The following is a 19,960-nucleotide window of genomic DNA, read 5'->3' as shown; positions in this document are numbered from 1 at the left end:
ATGAAGAAAAAATAGTGTTATTTAAAAAAGGGGCTCGGTATTTCGTTTAAATATAGAGCCCCAGCGTTACTCGTTAGTTATAGGCGATGGTTGGTAACCACAGCACCAGTTGAGGCCAGAAAACCAGCACTAATAGGGCAACTAACTGAATACAGATAAACGGAATGACACCTTTATAAATATCAGTAATTTTTACATTCGGAGGGCAAACGCCTTTTAAATAGAAGAGGGCGAACCCAACGGGTGGGGTTAAGAAAGATGTTTGCAAGGCCATGGCAACGAGCATGACAAACCAAACCAGTTCTGGGTTATCTATACCAGGTGCTGATATATCGAGCCCGAGAGCTGATATTACAGGGGCTAATAAGGGCAGGATGATAAGCGTGATCTCAATCCAGTCCAAAAAGAAGCCAAGCAAAAAGATAACACCAAGAATAAAGAAGATAATCCCATAAGGACCAAAAGGCAGGCCTGTTAGGAAGGATTCGATCATCTCGTCGCCGCCTAACTCACGAAGTACAAGAGCGAAACAGGTTGCACCGATAAAAATGGCAAAGATATATGCCGTTGTATTCATTGTGCCGCCAATCACCTCTTTAAGCACAGGAATACTAAAACGTCGGTTGTATATAGCGAGTAATGTAGCGCCAAATGCACCCACGCCGGAGGCTTCTGTAGGGGTTGCAATACCTGCAAAGATTGAGCCGAGTACTACGACAATTAAAGCTACTGTAGGTAATACATCTTTTAATACATTAAAAATAATTGCGGGGGTAACGGGCTTAGCATCATCTGGGACAGGCAGGTCTTCAGGTCTTAACTTACCGCGAATTAAAATGTAGAGGATATAGAACATACCTAGCATCAGGCCGGGAAACACCGCACCCATAAATAGGTCGCCGACCGACAAACCTAATTGATCAGCCATAATTACCAGCATGATACTTGGTGGAATCAAAATACCTAACGTGCCTGCTGATGCAATTGTGCCTAAAGCGAGCGGCATGTTATAGCCTTGCTTTGTCATAGCGGGTAATGACATTACAGCGAGAAGTACTACTGAGGCCCCAATAATACCGGTAGAGGCGGCTAGAATAATACCAATCGCCGTCACTGTTATAGCTAAACCACCATGTACACGTCCAAATAGCTCCTGCATGGACTTCATCAGACGTTCTGCGACACCAGATTTATCCAGCATGATCCCCATAAATATAAACATGGGGAGTGCGACCAATATCCAGTTTTCCATAATGGTCCATAAGCGATTCACCACCAGTCCAAGGGTGGTGTAATCTAGACCGGTCATAGTATCTAGATTGTTATCTGCAAATTGGCCTAAAAAAGCGAAAGCAATACCTATACCGCCTAAAACCCAAGCAACAGGTATGCCTGTGAAGAGTAGAGCGATGAAAGATAGGAACATCGCGATAACGAGAATCTCATTCGCATCCATCAGTCGTCACCTTTAATTAATAAAGTAATATCTCGAATAAAACGCGAGATAACTGCTAGCCCAAGTAGTCCGAAGCTTAATGGGATGACGCTTTTTATTAACCAACGCCAGGGTAAGCCTGAAGAAGCTTCTGAGGATTCATTAACACGCCATGCTTCGGCAACAAAATCTAGGCTATGTAGGAAAATGACAATAATGAATGGCATCACAAGCGTAACAATGCTAACGACTTCGATAATACGTTTTGTGCGAGCACGTAGGCGTGCATAAAAAAGGTCTACGCGAATATGGGAATTTGTTGTTTGGGCATAAGATAATCCAAACATTACGCCAATAGAATAGAGATGCCATTGCAGCTCTTCTAAAGCGATTAAGCCGCTAGAAAAACCTTTGCGTAAAGTAACTTGGAGTATGATGACCAATACTAGAAGGACATAAGTCCAAGCAATGGTTTGACCTATTCGCTGAATGAATTTATCAATTGCATCCGCGAGTGGTACTCGGGGCAGTGTATCGTTTTCAGTCACTGAAACGTACCTTTTTTGTTCATCATCAAGTCTATGTCGTATCGTGCACATACAACAGAATTGATTTATTTATAGTTATAAAAATATTCTATGGATAGATTAAAGCGCCACACTAGATAGGTTCTTTTCTCTCCAAAGAATAAACAGGGTAGCCCTGGCTACCCTGTGCTTCAGAAATCTAGACGTTTCCGAAGTTATGTTGCATTACTTAGTTGCACGAGGCAGGAATGCATTCGCTTCCCAAAGGTCATAACCTTTACGGAATGTGCTCAGGTCATCCCAAACTTTCTTGAAGAATGGATCTTCAGCAGATTTTTCAGCAGCTACTTCATCCCATGTGGTTTTGAAGGTGCTTAGCATAGTTTCATTCCAATAACGGATATGAACGCCATTTTCTTTCGCTTTTTCCATTACAGGGAACTGCATCGCTTCACCTTCAGCGATAGAGTTAGTGATTGAAGCTTTACAAGTTGTATCCAGCAGCGCCTGTTGGCCTTTGCTCATGCCGTTCCAAGTGTCTTTGTTAATTAACAGCTCGAAAATAGTGGCTTGTTGGTGCCAGCCTGGGAAGTAGTTGTACTTAACAATTTTGTGGAAGCCTAAACGCTGATCAATAGCCGGTTGAGAGAACTCAGATGCATCGATTGCACCTTTCTCTAATGCGCCAAAGATCTCACCGCCAGGCAGCTGAACTGTACCTACCCCTAATTTCTCCATAACGGACGCGCCTAGGCCGAAGAAGCGCATATTCAGACCTTTAAGGTCTTCTGGTTTCTCAATAGGTTTCGCAAACCAGCCTGATGTTTCAGGAGAGATAATTGCACATGGCATTACTTTTACGTTATAGCCTGCAGTGTCATACATCTCTTGGTACAAGGTCATGCCGTTACCGTAGTACAACCATGCCATATATTCGCCAGCTTCTGGGCCGAAAGGAACTGCGGAGAAAAGTGCAGCGGCTGGAATTTTACCCTGCCAATAACCTGCTGTTGCGTAACCTGAGTTCACTTTACCTGAAGATACTGCATCTAAAATCTCTTTAGGACTAACGAGTTTGCTTGGCTCGTAGATTTTCATTCTCATGTTGCCATCGCTTACAAGCTTTAGCTGATTAGCAACCCAAACGATGGGTGTTCCCAAAGCAGGTAGGTGAGAGCCGAAAGCGATAGGGGTCTTAAGAAGTAGTTTATCGGCGGCCTGTACTGGGGCTGATACGCTTGCCACAGCAGCTGTAAGCACAGCAGCGGAGATTAAAGACTTGGCGAACTTTTTCATGTCACATCCTCTAGAGATTTATTTTTTTATAGTTAGAGTGTTGTTACCGGCAGTGGTGATTTCTATAGATAGAAATATATGCTGCACTGCACTAATCTCAATTGGTATTACCAATTTACCATAAGAGACTTCCTACTGTATTTTTTTTGAGCAGCGTCTGTCAATCTATTTTTTGGTTTTAGTAACCATAGTCTAGATTTAATAAAGAGTATTAATTGTTTGCAACTATTGTAATCCGGTGCATATTTATACTACTTTGGAATGGATTTAAGAATAAAAAAACAACAGGACTTGTTTTGCTCTATTGGAATAATCTAGTATTGGTATTGGTCATACCAATATTATTTGAGTGAAAAATATGAGTTACAGTCGGGTTAAACAGCCTAAGATTTCAGATGTGATAATGGGGCAAATGGAGACTATGATTCTGGAAGGGATTCTGAAACCTGGACAGAAGTTACCTCCTGAAAGAGAGCTGGCAAAGCAGTTTGAAGTATCACGTCCTTCTCTGCGGGAAGCGGTGCAAAAATTAGCAGCTAAGGGGCTTTTGATCAGTCGTCAGGGGGGAGGGACCTATGTATCTGAAGATTTAGGTGGATCTTTTTCCGATCCTCTACTAGAACTATTTAGGACCCATCCCGAAGCTCAGTATGATCTTTTAGAGTTTCGTCATGCATTGGAAGGGGTTGCTGCTTACTATGCTGCGCTTAGGAGTACGCCAGCAGATAAAGAGGCTATTTTGAAGGCCTATGCTGATCTGCAGCATTATCACGACAGTAAAGAGATACAGAAAGAGGTGTATGCAGATGTCGACTTTCACTTAGTTATAGCGGCCTCGACGCACAATATGGTTTTGCTGCACATGATGCGAGCTCTCTTTAGTCTGCTTCGTGAGCATATTTGGGATAACTTAAAGAATATTTATCCGCGCTCAGAATATAGAGAAAAGATACATGATCAGCATAAGGTTCTCATGGATGCTATTTTGGATGGTGATCCAGAGAAAGCACGCCAAGCAGCTCATCATCATTTAGCTTATGTTGAAGACGCCTTGCTTGAGGGGGAACGTGAAAATACACGTTTAGAGAGAGCGTTGCGGCGAGCGAATATTAGCACAGGCTTATAATTGTACTAAAATTACAAAGTCTTTTGACTTGGGTCGTCTTTTTTACTACTTAAGCAGTAAAAGTTCTCGATAACTAGATTCTCTATTAATATTTATGTAGTATTACTACAAGATAATTACTATAAGGCTTGTCCTGTGGTCTTTTTGTGCTTTCAAAGGTAAGCGAGGCAGCAGGCAAAAAGCTATAACAACAAAAGGGATCACTTAGATCCCTTGTGTACGTTGCGTTAACTTAGAGTGGAGAGGTCAAAGTGCAAGACATTATTGATGACGTTGATCCAATTGAAACACAAGAATGGTTGGATGCGCTTGAATCTGTTGCCAAGAATGATGGTGATGATCGCGCAAAATATATTTTAAGAAAGTTAGGTGAAAAAGCGAATGACATAGGTGTTGATTCCTCCTGTGTGTTGACAACGCCTTACCGTAATACAATTTCGGTGAAAGATGAGGCACGTATGCCTGGCGATCTATTTATGGAACGCCGCATCCGCTCATTTATCCGTTGGAACGCAATGGCAATGGTTATGCGTGCTAACGATAATGATGATGGCCTAGGTGGTCATATCTCCTCTTTCTCCTCCTCTGCAACACTTTACGATATCGGTTTTAACTATTTTTTCCGTGGAAATGAAGGTCAGGAATCTGACATGGTCTTTTTCCAGGGACATATCTCTCCCGGTATCTACTCACGTGCTTATTTAGAAGGGCGTCTATCTGAAGAGCAGATGGATAACTACCGTCGTGAAGTTGATGGTCATGGTCTTCCTTCTTACCCTCATCCGTGGTTAATGCCTGATTTTTGGCAGTTCCCAACGGTATCTATGGGTCTAGGTCCAATTCAAGCAATCTATCAAGCACATGTTATGCGCTACCTATCGGCACGTGATCTAATTGATCGCGGCGATCGAAAAGTATGGGCGTTCTTGGGTGATGGCGAGTGTGACGAGCCAGAATCTCTTGGTGCTATCTCTCTTGCAGGTCGTGAAGGCTTAGAAAATCTTATTTTTGTTGTGAACTGTAACTTGCAGCGCCTTGATGGGCCTGTACGTGGTAACGGTAAGATTGTTCAAGAGCTTGAAGGTATCTTCCACGGCGCAGGCTGGAATGTTATTAAGTGTCTTTGGGGTCGTCATTGGGACGCTCTTTTTGAGAAAGATACAAAAGGCTTATTACAGAAACGTTTTGATGAAGTATGCGACGGTGAGTTGCAAAACTACAAAGCGAACGGCGGTGCTTACACACGTGAACACTTCTTTGGTAAATACCCAGAGCTTCTTGAGTTAGTCGCAGATCTTTCTGATGACGATATCATGAACCTGAACCGTGGTGGTCATGACCCTTATAAAGTTTTTGCTGCTTACAATGAAGCGGTCAATCACAAAGGTCAGCCAACGGTTATTCTTGCGCAGACTGTAAAAGGTTACGGCACAGGTAAATCAGGCGAAGCGAAAAACGATACCCACTCCATGAAGAAAGTGGCTATCGATGATCTAAAAGATTTCCGAGATCGTTTTAATATTCCTTTGTCAGATGAGCAGTTGAAGGACGTACCTTATTACCGTCCAGCACCTGATTCACCTGAAATGAAATACATGTTCGAGCGTCGTGAAAGCTTAGGTGGTTTCTATCCTGTACGTCGTACTGAATTTGAAAAACTAGAAACGCCGCCACTATCTGACTTTGAAGGTCAGCTAAAAGATAGCGGTAAGCGTACAGCTTCCACCCAAATGGTTCTTAACCGTGTAATGAGTACGCTGGTTAAAGACAAAAAAATGGGTGAGCGTGTTGTACCTATTGTGCCTGATGAAGCGCGTACATTTGGTATGGAAGGTATGTTCCGTCAGTTAGGTATCTATACCTCTGCTGGACAACGTTATGTGCCACATGACTCTGATCAGATCATGTTTTATAAAGAATCTAAAACAGGTCAGATCTTAGAAGAAGGTATCAATGAAGCAGGTGCTATGTCTGCGTGGATGGCTGCGGCTACCTCTTACGCAAACAATAACTGCACAATGGTTCCGTTCTATATCTACTACTCTATGTTTGGTTTTCAGCGTGTTATGGACCTAGCATGGGCAGCGGGCGATATGCAGGCACGTGGCTTCTTGATCGGTGCTACTTCTGGCCGTACAACGCTAAACGGTGAAGGTCTACAGCATCAGGATGGTCACAGCCACCTAATGGCACAGATGATTCCAAACTGTAAATCTTACGATCCTACATACGGCTATGAACTGGCTGTTATTGTTCAGGATGGTATGCGTCGCATGTATCAGGAACAGGAAAACCGTTTCTACTACATCACGACTATGAACGAAAACTACCACCACCCAGCGATGCCACAAGGTGCTGAAGAAGGCATTATCAAAGGTATGTATCTTCTTAAAGAAGGTAAAGACGCAGATAAGCGCGTTCAGCTAATGGGTTGTGGCACGATCTTACGTGAAGTTGAAGCTGCGGCGGATATTCTGCGTGATGAATATGGTATCGAATCTGATGTCTGGAGCACTACGTCCATTAATGAGTTGCGTCGCGAAGCGATGTCAGTTGCTCGTTGGAATATGTTAAATCCAGAATCTGAGCCTCAGAAAGCTTATGTAACTCAGTGTATTGAAAGCCGTGGTGAAGGTCCGGTTATCGCATCGACTGACTACATGCGTACTTATGCTGATCAGTTGCGTGAATATATTCCTCGTAACTTTAAAGTTCTAGGTACGGATGGTTTCGGCCGCTCTGATACGCGTACTAAACTACGTGAATTCTTTGAAGTTAACCGCTACTACGTTGTTGTTGCGGCGCTGAAAGCGCTTCAAGAAGAGGGCAAGGTTGAAGGCGCTGAAGTCGCTAAAGCCATGCAGAAGTTCAACATTAACCCGGCTAAACCGGCACCGTGGACTGTTTAAGTCTACGTTGAACTTCTAACGGCTTAGAACTGGAGGATTTATCGTGAGTATTATCACAATTACAGTTCCTGACTTATCAGGCTCAACTGATGTTGATGTAGTCGAAGTGCTAGTTAGCGCTGGTGACACTATTAGCGAAGGCGACAGCTTGATTGTTCTGGAAACAGACAAAGCGTCAATGGAAGTACCCTCTACCCATAGTGGTACCGTGGTTTCCGTAAAAATTAATGTTGATGATCAGGTTAATGAAGGTGATGTCCTTCTTGATCTGGATACAGGTGCATCTGCGGAAGCAGCGCCTGTTGAAGTTGCTGAAGCGCCAGCGCCTGTTGAGTCAGCTCCGGCACCTGTCAGTCAGCCTGTGGCTGCAACAGCGAGTGTGGTTGAAGGGATCTTAATCCCTGACCTATCAGGTGCAACAGATGTAGATGTTGTCGAAGTCTTAGTTAAAGATGGAGACAGTGTTGAAGAAGGCGATAGCCTGCTCGTACTAGAAACCGATAAAGCATCTATGGAAGTGCCAGCCCCTAAAGCCGGTGTTGTTGTTTCCATGAAGATCAAAGAAGGTGATACGGTTAACGAAGGCGATCTTTTGGCTGATCTGAGTGTAGGAGGCCAGCCTCAAGCTGAGGCGCCTCAGGCAGAAACGTCTCAGGCCGCAGTCGCGCCTGCTCCGCAAGCAGCCCCAGCCCCTGCTCCTGTAGCAGGTGGCAAAGAGAATGTACTGGTTCCTGATCTATCCGGCGCTACTGATGTAGATGTTGTTGAAGTCCTTGTTAAGGATGGTGACACCGTCGCAGAAGGTGACAGCCTTATCGTATTAGAAACTGATAAAGCATCGATGGAAGTGCCGGCACCTAAAGGCGGTGTTGTTATCTCCATGAAGATCAAAGATGGCGATACGGTTAATGAAGGCGATTTGCTACTTGAATTAGAAGTTGCAGGTTCTGCTGCTCCGGCACCCGCCGCTGCATCAGCACCAACTGCTTCTGCGCCAGCGGCCTCTGCTCCAGCAAAAGCGGCTCCGGCTCCAGCATCGACGACTAATTTAAATACCGCTGAACTAGAGAAGAAAAACAAATCTGTACATGCAGGTCCATCGGTGCGTGCAATCGCCCGTGAATTTGGTGTAGAGCTGTCTTTAGTTTCAGGTACAGGACGTCGCGGTCGTGTCTTAAAAGAAGATGTCCAAGCTTATGTTAAGAGCGCGCTGAAACAGTTAGCTGAAAAACCGAAAGGTGGTGCAGTTACAGGTGGTTCAGGTATTCCTGCAATCCCTGAAATTGATTTCAGTAAGTTTGGTGAAGTTGAAGTAGAGAAGCTTAGCAAAATAGCTAAGATCACTCGCGACAACATGAGCCGCTGCTGGTTGAATATCCCGCATGTTACACAGTTCGACAAAGCGGATATCACTGACCTAGAAGCGTTCCGTAAAGAGATGAAGGATGAAGCGGCTAAATCAGGTGTGCGTTTAACGCCACTGCCGTTCATGCTAAAAGCGATCGCTATGGCGCTTAAAGCCCATCCTAAGTTCAACGCATCACTACATGCTGACGGCGAACATATTGTTTATAAAAAATATGTAAACATCGGTATGGCAGTGGATACACCAAATGGTTTGATGGTTCCAGTGATTAAAGATGCAGATAAGAAGAGCATCTACGAACTATCAACTGAAGCGATTGAGCTAGCAGGTAAAGCTAAAGATCGTAAGCTGAAACCCGCAGAGATGCAGGGTGCATGCTTCACTATCTCAAGCTTAGGTGGCATTGGTGGTACAGGCTTTACACCAATTGTTAACGCGCCTGAAGTAGCGATATTGGGTGTTTCTAAAGCGGATATCGAACCCCGTTGGAACGGTAAAGAGTTTGAACCACGTAAGATGCTGCCATTGTGCTTATCTTACGATCACCGTGCAATAAACGGCGGCGATGCAGGTAAATTCCTTACTTACCTAAACAGCTTACTTAGCGACATTCGTCGACTGGTTTTATAATCAGCGACTAAATCAATTTACCAATCCCTTGGCTCAACGCCTCTTCGGAGGCGCTTTTTTTCAAGGGGGTAGATACCGAACGGCGATTCTGTGCAGGAAGTCGCCGTTTTTTTATGCCTATAAAGCACCCCCCTCCCTGTAGGAGCTCACCCCGTGAGCGAATGAATTACGCTAGAACCCACAATCCTTCGGCCAGAGGGCTGGCCTCCTACAGGGTCTTCGGGCGAATGAATTACACGCCCAGCCCAATTCAAACCACAAATCCCGTGTAGGAGCTCACCCTTTATGCCCGGAACGGGTGCCAGAGCGAAGAATTACGCGCGGAACCCAGAGCGAATGAATTACGCTCCGATCCCCAATTCAAACCCAAATCCCAACCCCCAACCCCTTCGGCCAGAGGCTGGCCTCCTACATGGCCTTTGGGTCAATGAATTACGCGCCATACCCGGGCGATAAAATTACGGACCATGCCCAATTCAAACCACAAATCTTATGCTACACTTTCAAAAAAACTGATATATAACGCATAAATTCACAAGGATGTGGAGATGCAAAAAGCCAATGCTCAATCATTGCGGGTCGGGCGCTATTCGCAACCAAATCAGATCTACCACCTCACATTAACTTGCGCTAATCGGCGTCCAGTTTTCTCTGACCCCTATCTCGCAAAGCACGCGGTACACTCCATTAAACGTTTAACGCAAGAGGCAACTACCATCGCCTTCGTCATAATGCCAGACCATATTCATTGGCTAATGCAATTAAACGACCGGAAAAAGTTATCTGACACCGTGCGCCTTTTAAAAGTTTTTATAACCCATAAGGCAGGTAAAATTTGGCAAAAAGGCTTTTATGATCATGCGCTGCGAAAGGAAGAAGATATAAAAATATCGCTAGATACATTGTCCTCAATCCCGTGAGGGCCGGTATTGTAAGGAGCATAAGAGAATACCCGTGGTGGGATTGCATCTACCTGTAGTCGCGCTCGGAACGAGTGCCAAAGCGAATGAATTACGCGCCCATCCAATTCAAACTCAAACCCCTTCGGCCAAAGGTTGGCCTCCTACAGGGTCTTCGAGCGAAAAAATTACGCGCCCATCCCAATTCAAACCACAAATCCGATGTAGGAACTCACCCTTTATGCGCAGAACGAGTGCCAAAGCGAATGAATTACGCACCCAACCCAATCAAAACACCAATCTCGCCTGTAGGAGCCCGGCCCCCCGGGCGAATGAGTTACGCTAGAAATCACAAAGAGGCTGGCCTCCTACATTTACAAAAACGTTTCTTTAAACCATCCCCAAATACCAAACGAAAACCCAGGGAGTAGATCGATACCAGCCGCTGACTTTGCTAAGTAAAGCACCAACAGCCCTAGCAGTGTTGAAAAGGTTAAGAACAAAAACATAAAAAGGGTTTTTATAATTAAAGAAACTCGTCTTTCCTTACGGCTGAGCGAGCGTTGGTTGCGGCCCATTAAGAACACAAAATAATAGCGCCATGACCAGAGATTGACAGTGCCACGTAGGTCTATTGGATGTTTTCCCCATTTACGTGCACCAAAAGCAACTTTTAAGGCTGCGATCTGTTCAGCCGTAAAGCTATCGTGCATATCGCTAGGTAAGCGTTGCATAAGGCCATTTTCAAACCAATCTTTTTGTTTAGGTTCTTCTGCTATGCGATTCATAACTATGTCCTTAATAACCTATATATTCGGTGTAGAAGCGCACCTTTATGCCCAGAACGGTTGTCAGAGCGAAGAATTACGCGCCGAACCCGATAAAACCTAAACATCTTCGGCCAGAGGCTGGCCTCCTACATTTTTCGTTTATTCTCTTTAAATACGGATATCCATGTAAAAGCTAATATCACCATAAAGGTTAAAGCGTTAGCTGGCATCTGGAGATTGAAATCAACGGTAGCGTGAATCAGCATGGCAATAATCGACATAGATGAGCCAAAAGCGATCCCTCTGAGCAACTTATTCCGTCGTTTATATTGCGCATAGAGTCCCGCGCCTAAGCTAATTAATAGTACCAAACCTAAGGGAAGCGTACCTAATAAACCAAACTCAGAACTAAACTCTAGGTAATCATTATGTGTATTTACATAAAACCCGCGTCCAACGTCTTCTGTTCTGTATTCGGGAAAGGCTGTATAGAAGGTTCCCGCTCCTGTGCCAGTTAATAGCTGGGGTTGCATAAGGTCGATTGTGGCTTTAGCGACTTCGTCACGTGACTCTTTCTCTATGCTTGTATTTTGAAGTCTATCGGCAACTTCTTGTACACCAAAGAACGTACCTACAACAAAGATATCTAAGATAAGTAAACTGCTTAGTAAAATAACCATGCTTCGAGTAGCTTTGCGGCTTAAAACTAAACCGAGCACTCCCATAATCATTAAACTGGCAAAAAATGACGTGTTTCCCATTCGAGAGTGAGTCATCACTAACCCCGAAACAATTATTAATAAGGCGATTCTCAGAATTATTTTCTTACTTAACAGCGCTGTAAGCCAGCGGCGGCTGCGTTCTCTCCAGTTATATGAAGCTTCATCTTTTAAGGTGGATATCATCAAGCCTATGCCTATAGATACACACATGACTAAGTAACCGGCTTGGCTGTTGCGGTTGATAAAGGTACCTGTTGAAACCCCTTGGTAACTCTCTTTAGGAATGAGAAATGAAAACTCAAAACCAGTAAAGGTCATCAGGCTGCCATACACCGCTTGGAATAGGGCTGATCCTACTAATACATAGCCCGTCAGCATTATCCGAGAGTTATTTCGTAGGAGTTGTAAGGTCAAGCAGAACATGGCTAATAGGCACCAACCCCAAGCAGCATCATGCAGACTATCGGTTGGAGAGATAGATAGATTTAATGCTGGAATTGCCTGCAGACTTACCCAGGTCGTCCCTATAGAGAAGAGTCCAATAATTGGTAATGATCTTTTTAATGGGGTCGAGAGCGTTAAATTATTCTTTAACTGTTGATAAAGGACAGAGGTAGATAATAGCAGTATCAACGCGCATAAAAGAGATAGGGACCAAAGCCGGTTACTGGCTAAAGGTAAAGGTGCCCAAATTAAAATGCCTAAAAAGAAATAAAACAGCGTGCGATCAGATGATCTATCCATAAATCAAAAGCCAACATATAAATTTCTGAGAATAAGGTAAGAGTTTACTAAAACATTATTGCAGTAAAAAATGATAAGTTTTTTATGTTTATCAATAAAAAAGCGCCGAAAGGCGCTTTTTCATCTAGATAGGTGCTTAAGTTGGGCTTGGGTTCCCACCGCCGCCGCTACCTGTATTATTGCCAAAAGCCGGAGGTGATACTGCATTGCCGGTCTGGCCTGGCGTAGTAGCGCCCGTACCTTGTCCTGGTGTTCCGCCAGCAGCAGTTGCTTCTGCAACATCTGTAGGGTCTGCGCCTGCTAAGATGGCTGTTTGCGCAATGAGTTCAGGATTCGCACCAGCTTTTATCGCAGCTTCAACAAGGACGACAGGATCTAGACCGCTTTCAATACCAGCAGTAACAAAGCTATCTAATAAGTTTTTATTAAGGGCTGCTACATTAGACATAAGCGTATCTATATCTGCTGTTGTGCAGTGATTTACTACGACGTCAGCCTCTTCGTAAAGGCAGTGAGCTAGGGCATCTGATAGAATATCTATCGTTGATGCATTCGAGGCTAATCCTTCCGATAGGTCTGCATAGCTGGCTGAGAAAGGCAAAAATATACCTACAGCCAAAGAAATTATTGTGCGACGCATCATAACACTCCATGTTTTATGGATAAATATGTGCTAATTATAGCATCGAGGAAAGGGATAAACAAACAGCGAATTTTTATGTTTTTATGACGTTTTTCTGTGTTTTAACTGCACTGGAATAGAGCATTAAGAGGGGAAGCTCCCTCTAATAATGACGTAGAATAATAAAAACAGAGCATTCAAAAAAACATCATATATTTTCTTTACTATATAAATCATGTGTTTCAAAATTCTTATTCCGCACTGCAAAAAATTACATTGCTGAATAATGCTTTAATATTTAGAATAGCTATAGCCATTGGATTATGGAAGCAGGCTTTTTAAGGGAAAATAGATGGATAGTGGTACCTCTAACGTCGATAATACGCATTTTTCGGTTTCCGTTCGCCGCAATAGACGTTTATTAAAAAATCATGAATCACTTGTTGCTCTATTTCAAGTTGCAACAGATATCTTGGTGGCCGCAAGTTTATTATTCATCTTCACGTGGTCGAAGCTTGAGTCTTTTCCCCCCGCTTATCGCGTACTCACTGTTATTACGATCTGTAGTTTGTGGTTTATTTATAGCTCTCGTGGGGTGTATCGACAGTCCTCAGGTTATGTGCGTGGCTGCCTTCGTTTATCCAGTGCATGGTTGATGTTGATCCTGCTTCTAACATTTATTGGCTTTATTACGAAGACATCAGAGATTTTCTCGCGAGAGATCCTGTTGACTTGGGCTGCCTCTATCCTTGTGGTACAGAACTTATCGTTTTGTCTTGTAAGTTATCTATCTAAAAAATACAAAGAAAGCTTTGGGCATCATCTGCCTGTAATGATTATTGGCACAGGCTCTGTCGCTCAACACCTTGTCGAAAGCTTAAATAAAAACAGGTGGCTACCCGACAAGGTAATAGGCTGTGTTAAAAGTTTAGATAAAGATCAAACTACAACGGTTGGTAATGTAAACGTGTTGGGTGGTCTAGAGAATATACGCGAGTTAATTAAAGAGCATGATATTCGACGTATTTATATTGCTCTACCTATGGAAGCTTCTAAGCAGATTGAAGGGGTAAATTTTGATTTGCTTGATGAAAACGTCGATGTGATCTGGGCCCCAGATATATTTGCATTGAATTTACTTAATCATTCTGTACGAGAAGTGGCAGGTATTCCTCTTATCTCTCTTAATGAAAGCCCACTGACCTCTTCAAAAGTATCCATGATCATGAAGGGTATTATGGATCGCTCCATTGCCGCGATAGCACTGATAATGCTTTCCCCTTTGATGTTATGGGTGGCTTATAAAGTTAAGCAATCATCACCGGGCCCAGTATTTTTCAAACAGGATCGCCACGGTTGGGATGGCAAAGTGATAAAGGTTTGGAAGTTCCGTAGTATGAAACTTCATGAAGAAACTAACGGCGAAGTAAAACAAGCCACCAAAGAAGATCCGCGTATCACCGACATTGGCCGCCTAATTCGTCGCACTTCTATAGATGAGCTTCCGCAGCTTATAAATGTACTGCAAGGCACTATGTCACTCGTGGGGCCAAGACCCCATGCCGTAGCCCATAATAATTACTACTCAGACAAAATTAACGCTTACCTTGCTCGGCATCGAATAAAGCCCGGCATAACAGGTCTAGCGCAAATTAATGGATATCGAGGCGAAACGGAGACCATCGACAAGATGGAAAAGCGGGTTGAGTATGATTTGAATTATATAAATAACTGGTCGTTGGGTTTAGATGTGAAAATATTAATTAAGACGCCAATGTCGCTTTTGTCGAAAGATGTATATTAGTTTTAAATTAAAAACTATTTTGTGGATTATATGGTAAAGGATCAGCATGGCTGCGTTAGATAAGAAAAAGAGAGTTGTGGCAATAGCGTCAGGTGGAGGACATTGGAAGCAATTAATGCAACTACGGGATGCATTTGATGAATGTGAGGTAGTTTACATCACAACGATTGTAGGCTTGGCTGAAAAAAGCGGTATTGATAATGCCCTTATTGTTCCTGATGCAAACCGTAATGAGAAAATAAAAGTTTTAGCATTGGTTCTCGCTTTATTTAGAACAATCTTATCTATCAGACCTGATGTTGTTGTTACCACTGGAGCAGCGCCAGGCTTGGTCGCTATTGCGTTTGGGCGAATTTTTGGCGCAAAAACATTGTGGATTGATAGTGTTGCTAATGCTGAGACCTTATCTATGGCGGGAAAGTTATCGAAAACAATTGCTCATAAAACACTAAGTCAGTGGCCTGATGTGGCAAAGGAAAATGCTGTCGATTATAAAGGATCGGTAATTTAATATGGTAAATACTACTGATGGGATGATTTTCGTGACCACGGGAACGCAGTTTCCGTTTGAACGGCTAGTTAATGCTATAGATAATTGGGCCTTAGATAAAGATTCTATCGATATATATGCTCAAACGGGGCCTGGTGGAGGTATTCCTAAGCATATTAAAGGAAGTGAGATGCTTACTCCTGAGCGTTATGAATCGCTAATTAGTAAAGCAAGTGTTCTTATTGCTCATGCAGGAATAGGCTCAATAATAACTGCAATTGAAAATAACATACCGGCGATATTGATGCCACGAAGATTTGATCTGAATGAGCACAGGAATGATCATCAAATAGCTACAGCGAAAAAATTTCGAGGTTACAGAGGTCTATATATTGTAGAATCTGAAACGGAATTGGTTGAGTGTTTGGACTCTATCGAATCGCTAGAGAAACCTAATTCAGTTGGTTCAAAAGCGTCACCGGAGTTACTTAGATTTATTAGCGAGTTTATAGCATTATCCTAAAAGGGAAATTATGAAATTATTGTTATTAACTACTGCGATTATTGAAAATGGCAATACTGATGTTTTAGATAATATGTTGAAAAGTGTTGCTGAAAATATGAAATTAAATACTAATTATCATGTTGATCATGTCGTATTATTACAAAAATGTACTAAAGAAAAATGCTCTGAAATCGAAATAAAAGCTCCTCCTTTTGTGACTTTTCTTTCGGTTGACAATGTTATTTCTTTATCTGAGGCGCGCAACCGGTTATTTCATTACGTATTTGATGCTTCATTGATTGAAGGTTCTAGTATAGTAGCTTTCCCTGACGATGATTGCTGGTTCCCTGTTGGTAATTTGAATTTCGTAATAAATCAGTTCCAATTTAATAAAAATCTTGATTTCTTTTTTTGTAAGTATGGATCATCTACAGAAGTTGCTTCTATGAATGAGGATGAATTGAAAGAGGCATCTATATCTGATGTTGTACGTAATGCTTCATCTAATACTATTTTTATTCGAGGAAGAGTAGCGCTTCAGATAGGTGGGTTTGATATTAATCTTGGTGTTGGAACAGAAAATAATGGTGGTGAGGACTTAGATTATGCTATTCGTGCATATTTAGCATCTAAACAGGTAAGTTATTTGTCTAAGAAAATTGTTGGCCACCGTGATAAAAATAATGAACTTAGGGGTAAGTATTATCGTGGTAGTACCATTGTTCTTAAACGGTACTCCAAAAAAAGTGTTGGCTTGATGTATGAATTTATTCGTAAGGTTTGTGTTGGTTTGGTTTTAATGGTTAAAAACGAGTTGCCTTGGTCTGAGTTTTTAATATCTATGCGTTATAACAAATCATTAACCGAATAGCTTCATTTTTCGAGAGAGTCGTAGCTATGGTAAATTTAAAGTTACAGAGCTTGAATCAACTTTTATGGTTTCAGCGAGTATTGGTGAGAATTCGTTGGTATTACTATACAAAAGTCTGGGGCATGGATATTGCTAAATCTTCAGTGTTTTCCTTGAGTGTGCGGTTAGATAAAACACATCCTAGAGGGATTCATATAGGTGAAAATACATATATAGCTTTTGAAACGGCAGTTTTAAGTCATGATATGGTTCGAAGTCTTAAAACAGATACTTATATCGGTAATAATTGCTTTATCGGTTCTCGAAGTATTATTTTTCCAGGCATAACTATAGGTAATGGATGTATTATTGGAGCAGGTTCTGTTGTCACAAAGAACGTTGAATCGGGCTCTATTGTTGCTGGGAATCCTGCGGCTGTTATTAAATCAGGAATAAAAGTAGGTCGTTTCGGCGTTTTACAAAAGTAGTATTGGAATTATAAAGCATAGTTTGCTGAAATATTTTGTTAAATAAAGGTTGGAAATAGTGGATTATCAATCGGTTTCCAGAAAACAGGTGCTTTTTGTTAGTGAGCGAATGCCTAAAAAAAACAGTAGTGGTGCTGAAAGTTATAATTGGTCAGTTTTTTCTGCATTACAAGAAGCTGACTGTAGAATAAGTTTCTTACTAACAGGCGATTATTTTAGCTCTCCAATCTTTAATGAAAAAATATTGAAGGCTCTTTGTGCGGAATGTGTTTTTTTGCAAAAGTATAAAAAAATTGGACCACTTTATTTTGCGACGACCCTTAAAGCTTATCTACGTCCTTTTAAACGTTTGTTGTCTTTTTTTTCAAAAAATAATTATCGCGATAATGATTTGACGCTTAAGATAGGAAAATATGCGGATCTAAATGGTTTAGCTAAGTTGATACCCAAAATAAGGGAAAAAAAATTCGATATAGTATTTGTTGATACCCTGTTTAGAACTCCAGTGCTTGATCTCTTACCTGATATGTATAAAGTTCTTGTTGCTCACGATGTTTTTCATCGACGATGTGCGTCTTTTAAGTCGAATGGTTATCGGGTCGAACCAGATCTAGATGAAAAGTTAGAATCTATATTCTGGCGTAAATATGACTTCATCTTATCCATAAATAGCCTAGAAAAAGATGTCATATCAAACATAGTTCCTGAAATTAAAATTCAAACTTTTTATCCAACTAGTGTTTCTTGTGTAGAGCCCATAAAGTCTTTTTCATCAGAATTGGAACCACGTTTACTTTATATGGGTGCTGATGCTCATCATAATCGCGATGGATTGAGATGGTTTTTTGATACTGTATGGCCAGAAATTCTGCTTAAACAGCCAAATGTCTATCTTGAAGTCATAGGGGATATAGCAAATTCTTTCAAGTATCCTATTGAAAATGTAAATTTTCATGGGCGTGTAGATGATGTAACTAAGATTGCTGCAGCTTGTCTGTTTGCAATAAACCCAGTCAGAATGGGAAGTGGAATTAAGATTAAAATGGTGGATTATTTTAATCTTGGTTTGCCGTGCGTTACCACTGAAATAGGGGCTTATGGTTTTCCATTGAATGAATCAACTCCTTTTGTTGCTTGCACTGATGCAAATCAGTTTTTATTTGTCGTAAATGATTGGTTAAAAGATCCGAATGTAGTTGAAAAATTTAATAGTGGAACGCATCAATATGCAGAATTGTTTTCCCCTAGTACTGCATTAGGTGTCATGAATGAAGTTTTAGAAAGTGGCGATAGTAATTGTATGGATGCCAGATCATGAGCGGTGTTAGCTCTATCCGTTCCAATATCATTTGGTCATTTGTGCGTAACTTTGGTATACGCTTTGGTTCAATGGTCGTTTTTTTTGTATTAGCACGTATTTTAGATCCTAGTGAATTGGGGTTGTTTGCTACAGTGCTTGCTATCTTAGCTTTTTTTGAAATTATTGCTGATGGAGGGGTGAGCGATGCTATAGTGCAAAAAAAAAATGTATCTAATAAGGACTTTGTAACTGGTTTTTATATAAATGTATCTTTAGGCTTTATTTTATCTGTTGTTATAGTAGTTTTTTCTGTTGAAATTTCATCTTTATTGAACGTATTAGGAATAACTGATTTATTAAGAGTGGCAGCCATAGGTTTACTCCTTAATTCGTTGTCCTTTGTACCGCAAGCCTTTTATCGTAGAAAATACGATTTCAAATGGTTAGCTTATCGAGCTCTTATAGGAGCTACTTTAAGTGGAGCTGCAGGAATTACTTTAGCTTTATTAGGTGCTGGGCCTTGGTCTCTGGTTGCTCAATTTTTAACTTTGGCTTTTTTAAACGCACTTTTGGTGTGGTGGAAGAAGCCTTTTGTTTTAAATAATTTGTTCGACTGTACTATTGCTGTTGGATTAATTAAATTTGGGGTAGCTATATCTTTAAGTAAAATTCTTTATTATGTAACCATTCGTGGTATTGAATTGGTAATTGTTGCCTCTTTTGGTCCAGCAGCTATTGCCGTTTATGTGATGGGGAATAGGGTTGTTGCTGTATTACAACAGTTAATATCAGCGGTAACTGTTGATGTTTATTTGCCTAGATTTTCTCGGTTAGTGGAAAATAAATCAAAACTTTTCGAGGTTTTTTATACTGCGGTTGAAATAACTTCGGCTATTTCTTTTCCTTTGTTTGTGGGAGTGGCTATTCTATCAGAAGATATTGTTTTTATTTTATTTGGAGATAATGGTCAGGGAGCAGGTGGAATACTTAAAGTACTTGCTTTGCTAGGCTCTATTCAATCTGTTGCCTTTTATTGTGGCTCGTTGTTGAATTCACAAGGACGGCCATATTATAGTCTTGCTTTTCAGATGGTTAGGGTTTTGTTATTTGTTTTTATATTTTATGTTTTTTCGAATCAGACTCTGTTGGCTTTAGTTAATGCCTATGCTTTTGTTTTTTTATGTACGATTCCTGTTTTTTTTGTCTTTACTGCTAAGGTTGTTGGTTTTTCTTTGTGGGTTGTTTTTAATAAAGTTTACCCATACCTTTTTGGTTCGTCTTTAATGTATTTATTTAGTTATTGTCTTGAATATTTTTCTTTTTTCGATGGGTTTTCTTTTTTTGGTGAGTTTTTTGTTTCGTTTTGTTTTTTGTTTGTTTTTTATAATTTGTTTTTGTTTTTTTTCTTTAAGAAGAATTATTTTTTTGTAATTGGTAATGTTTTTAATAGGTTTTAATATTTTAAATAGAGTTATAT

17 protein-coding genes are annotated in these 19,960 nt (G+C 41.3%); 11 read left to right on the top strand and 6 right to left on the bottom strand.

From position 1 onward, the window contains the following. Positions 1 to 73: 73 nt before the first annotated feature. The 3 genes from Q4486_RS02010 to Q4486_RS02000 form a co-directional block, all read right to left on the bottom strand. The gene (locus Q4486_RS02010) at positions 74 to 1,456 is read right to left on the bottom strand and encodes a TRAP transporter large permease subunit (protein ID WP_303415880.1); all 1,383 of its coding nucleotides are present in this window, start codon (positions 1,454 to 1,456) and stop codon (positions 74 to 76) included. Then, the gene (locus Q4486_RS02005) at positions 1,456 to 1,983 is read right to left on the bottom strand and encodes a TRAP transporter small permease subunit (RefSeq protein ID WP_303415881.1); all 528 of its coding nucleotides are present in this window, start codon (positions 1,981 to 1,983) and stop codon (positions 1,456 to 1,458) included. The genes Q4486_RS02010 and Q4486_RS02005 overlap by 1 nt, the downstream gene beginning before the upstream one ends. 204 nt (positions 1,984 to 2,187) lie before the next feature. Then, entirely contained in the window at positions 2,188 to 3,258 is a 1,071-nt protein-coding gene (locus Q4486_RS02000; protein WP_067867813.1) for a TRAP transporter substrate-binding protein, read from the bottom strand. Between the two features lie 358 nt (positions 3,259 to 3,616). On the opposite strand from Q4486_RS02000, the gene pdhR reads away from it, so the two are divergent. From pdhR to Q4486_RS01980, 4 genes are all read left to right on the top strand, one after another. Beyond that, positions 3,617 to 4,384 carry a pyruvate dehydrogenase complex transcriptional repressor PdhR gene (gene pdhR, locus Q4486_RS01995; protein WP_303415882.1) on the top strand — a complete coding sequence of 256 codons (768 nt, stop codon included), beginning with the start codon at positions 3,617 to 3,619 and terminating at the stop codon, positions 4,382 to 4,384. A gap of 251 nt (positions 4,385 to 4,635) precedes the next feature. Then, positions 4,636 to 7,293, top strand: a complete 2,658-nt coding sequence (gene aceE / locus Q4486_RS01990; RefSeq protein WP_303415883.1) for a pyruvate dehydrogenase (acetyl-transferring), homodimeric type — start codon at positions 4,636 to 4,638, stop codon at positions 7,291 to 7,293. A 43-nt stretch (positions 7,294 to 7,336) separates the two neighbouring features. Next, entirely contained in the window at positions 7,337 to 9,289 is a 1,953-nt protein-coding gene (aceF, locus tag Q4486_RS01985; protein ID WP_303517962.1) for a dihydrolipoyllysine-residue acetyltransferase, read from the top strand. Between the two features lie 548 nt (positions 9,290 to 9,837). Next, positions 9,838 to 10,209 carry a transposase gene (locus Q4486_RS01980; RefSeq protein ID WP_303517960.1) on the top strand — a complete coding sequence of 124 codons (372 nt, stop codon included), beginning with the start codon at positions 9,838 to 9,840 and terminating at the stop codon, positions 10,207 to 10,209. A gap of 353 nt (positions 10,210 to 10,562) precedes the next feature. Here the strand turns inward: Q4486_RS01980 and Q4486_RS01975 are convergent, their stop codons facing one another. The 3 genes from Q4486_RS01975 to Q4486_RS01965 form a co-directional block, all read right to left on the bottom strand. Beyond that, complete coding sequence (locus tag Q4486_RS01975) at positions 10,563 to 10,976, bottom strand: 3-phosphoshikimate 1-carboxyvinyltransferase (RefSeq protein ID WP_303517958.1); 414 nt, start codon at positions 10,974 to 10,976, stop codon at positions 10,563 to 10,565. A gap of 128 nt (positions 10,977 to 11,104) precedes the next feature. Further along, a complete protein-coding gene (locus tag Q4486_RS01970) occupies positions 11,105 to 12,424 on the bottom strand; it encodes an O-antigen ligase (RefSeq protein WP_303517957.1) in 1,320 nt (439 codons plus the stop codon). Positions 12,425 to 12,560: 136 nt separating this feature from the next. Further along, the gene (locus Q4486_RS01965) at positions 12,561 to 13,067 is read right to left on the bottom strand and encodes a hypothetical protein (protein WP_303517955.1); all 507 of its coding nucleotides are present in this window, start codon (positions 13,065 to 13,067) and stop codon (positions 12,561 to 12,563) included. Between the two features lie 331 nt (positions 13,068 to 13,398). Here Q4486_RS01965 and Q4486_RS01960 point away from each other — a divergent pair, with 331 nt between their 5' ends. From Q4486_RS01960 to Q4486_RS01930, 7 genes are all read left to right on the top strand, one after another. Beyond that, positions 13,399 to 14,850: an undecaprenyl-phosphate glucose phosphotransferase gene (locus Q4486_RS01960; RefSeq protein ID WP_303517952.1), complete on the top strand. Its 1,452-nt coding sequence runs from the start codon at positions 13,399 to 13,401 to the stop codon at positions 14,848 to 14,850. Positions 14,851 to 14,896: 46 nt separating this feature from the next. Then, positions 14,897 to 15,361 (top strand): UDP-N-acetylglucosamine--LPS N-acetylglucosamine transferase, encoded by a 465-nt coding sequence (locus Q4486_RS01955; protein WP_303517949.1) that lies wholly within the window; start codon positions 14,897 to 14,899, stop codon positions 15,359 to 15,361. A gap of 1 nt (position 15,362) precedes the next feature. Beyond that, a complete protein-coding gene (locus Q4486_RS01950; RefSeq protein ID WP_303517947.1) occupies positions 15,363 to 15,863 on the top strand; it encodes a glycosyltransferase in 501 nt (166 codons plus the stop codon). Between the two features lie 10 nt (positions 15,864 to 15,873). After that, complete coding sequence (locus Q4486_RS01945; protein WP_303517944.1) at positions 15,874 to 16,716, top strand: glycosyltransferase family 2 protein; 843 nt, start codon at positions 15,874 to 15,876, stop codon at positions 16,714 to 16,716. 122 nt (positions 16,717 to 16,838) lie between these two features. Further along, positions 16,839 to 17,183 (top strand): DapH/DapD/GlmU-related protein, encoded by a 345-nt coding sequence (locus Q4486_RS01940; protein WP_303517942.1) that lies wholly within the window; start codon positions 16,839 to 16,841, stop codon positions 17,181 to 17,183. A 58-nt stretch (positions 17,184 to 17,241) separates the two neighbouring features. Next, the gene (locus Q4486_RS01935) at positions 17,242 to 18,501 is read left to right on the top strand and encodes a glycosyltransferase family 4 protein (RefSeq protein ID WP_303517940.1); all 1,260 of its coding nucleotides are present in this window, start codon (positions 17,242 to 17,244) and stop codon (positions 18,499 to 18,501) included. After that, complete coding sequence (locus tag Q4486_RS01930) at positions 18,498 to 19,940, top strand: lipopolysaccharide biosynthesis protein (RefSeq protein WP_303517937.1); 1,443 nt, start codon at positions 18,498 to 18,500, stop codon at positions 19,938 to 19,940. The genes Q4486_RS01935 and Q4486_RS01930 overlap by 4 nt, the downstream gene beginning before the upstream one ends. Positions 19,941 to 19,960 lie beyond the last annotated feature (20 nt).

The organism is Neptuniibacter sp. 2_MG-2023, from assembly GCF_030547495.1.
GTDB lineage: Bacteria > Pseudomonadota > Gammaproteobacteria > Pseudomonadales > Balneatricaceae > Neptuniibacter.
The sequence above is the reverse complement of the archived record's forward strand: the minus strand, read 5'-3'. Positions and strand labels throughout refer to the sequence as shown.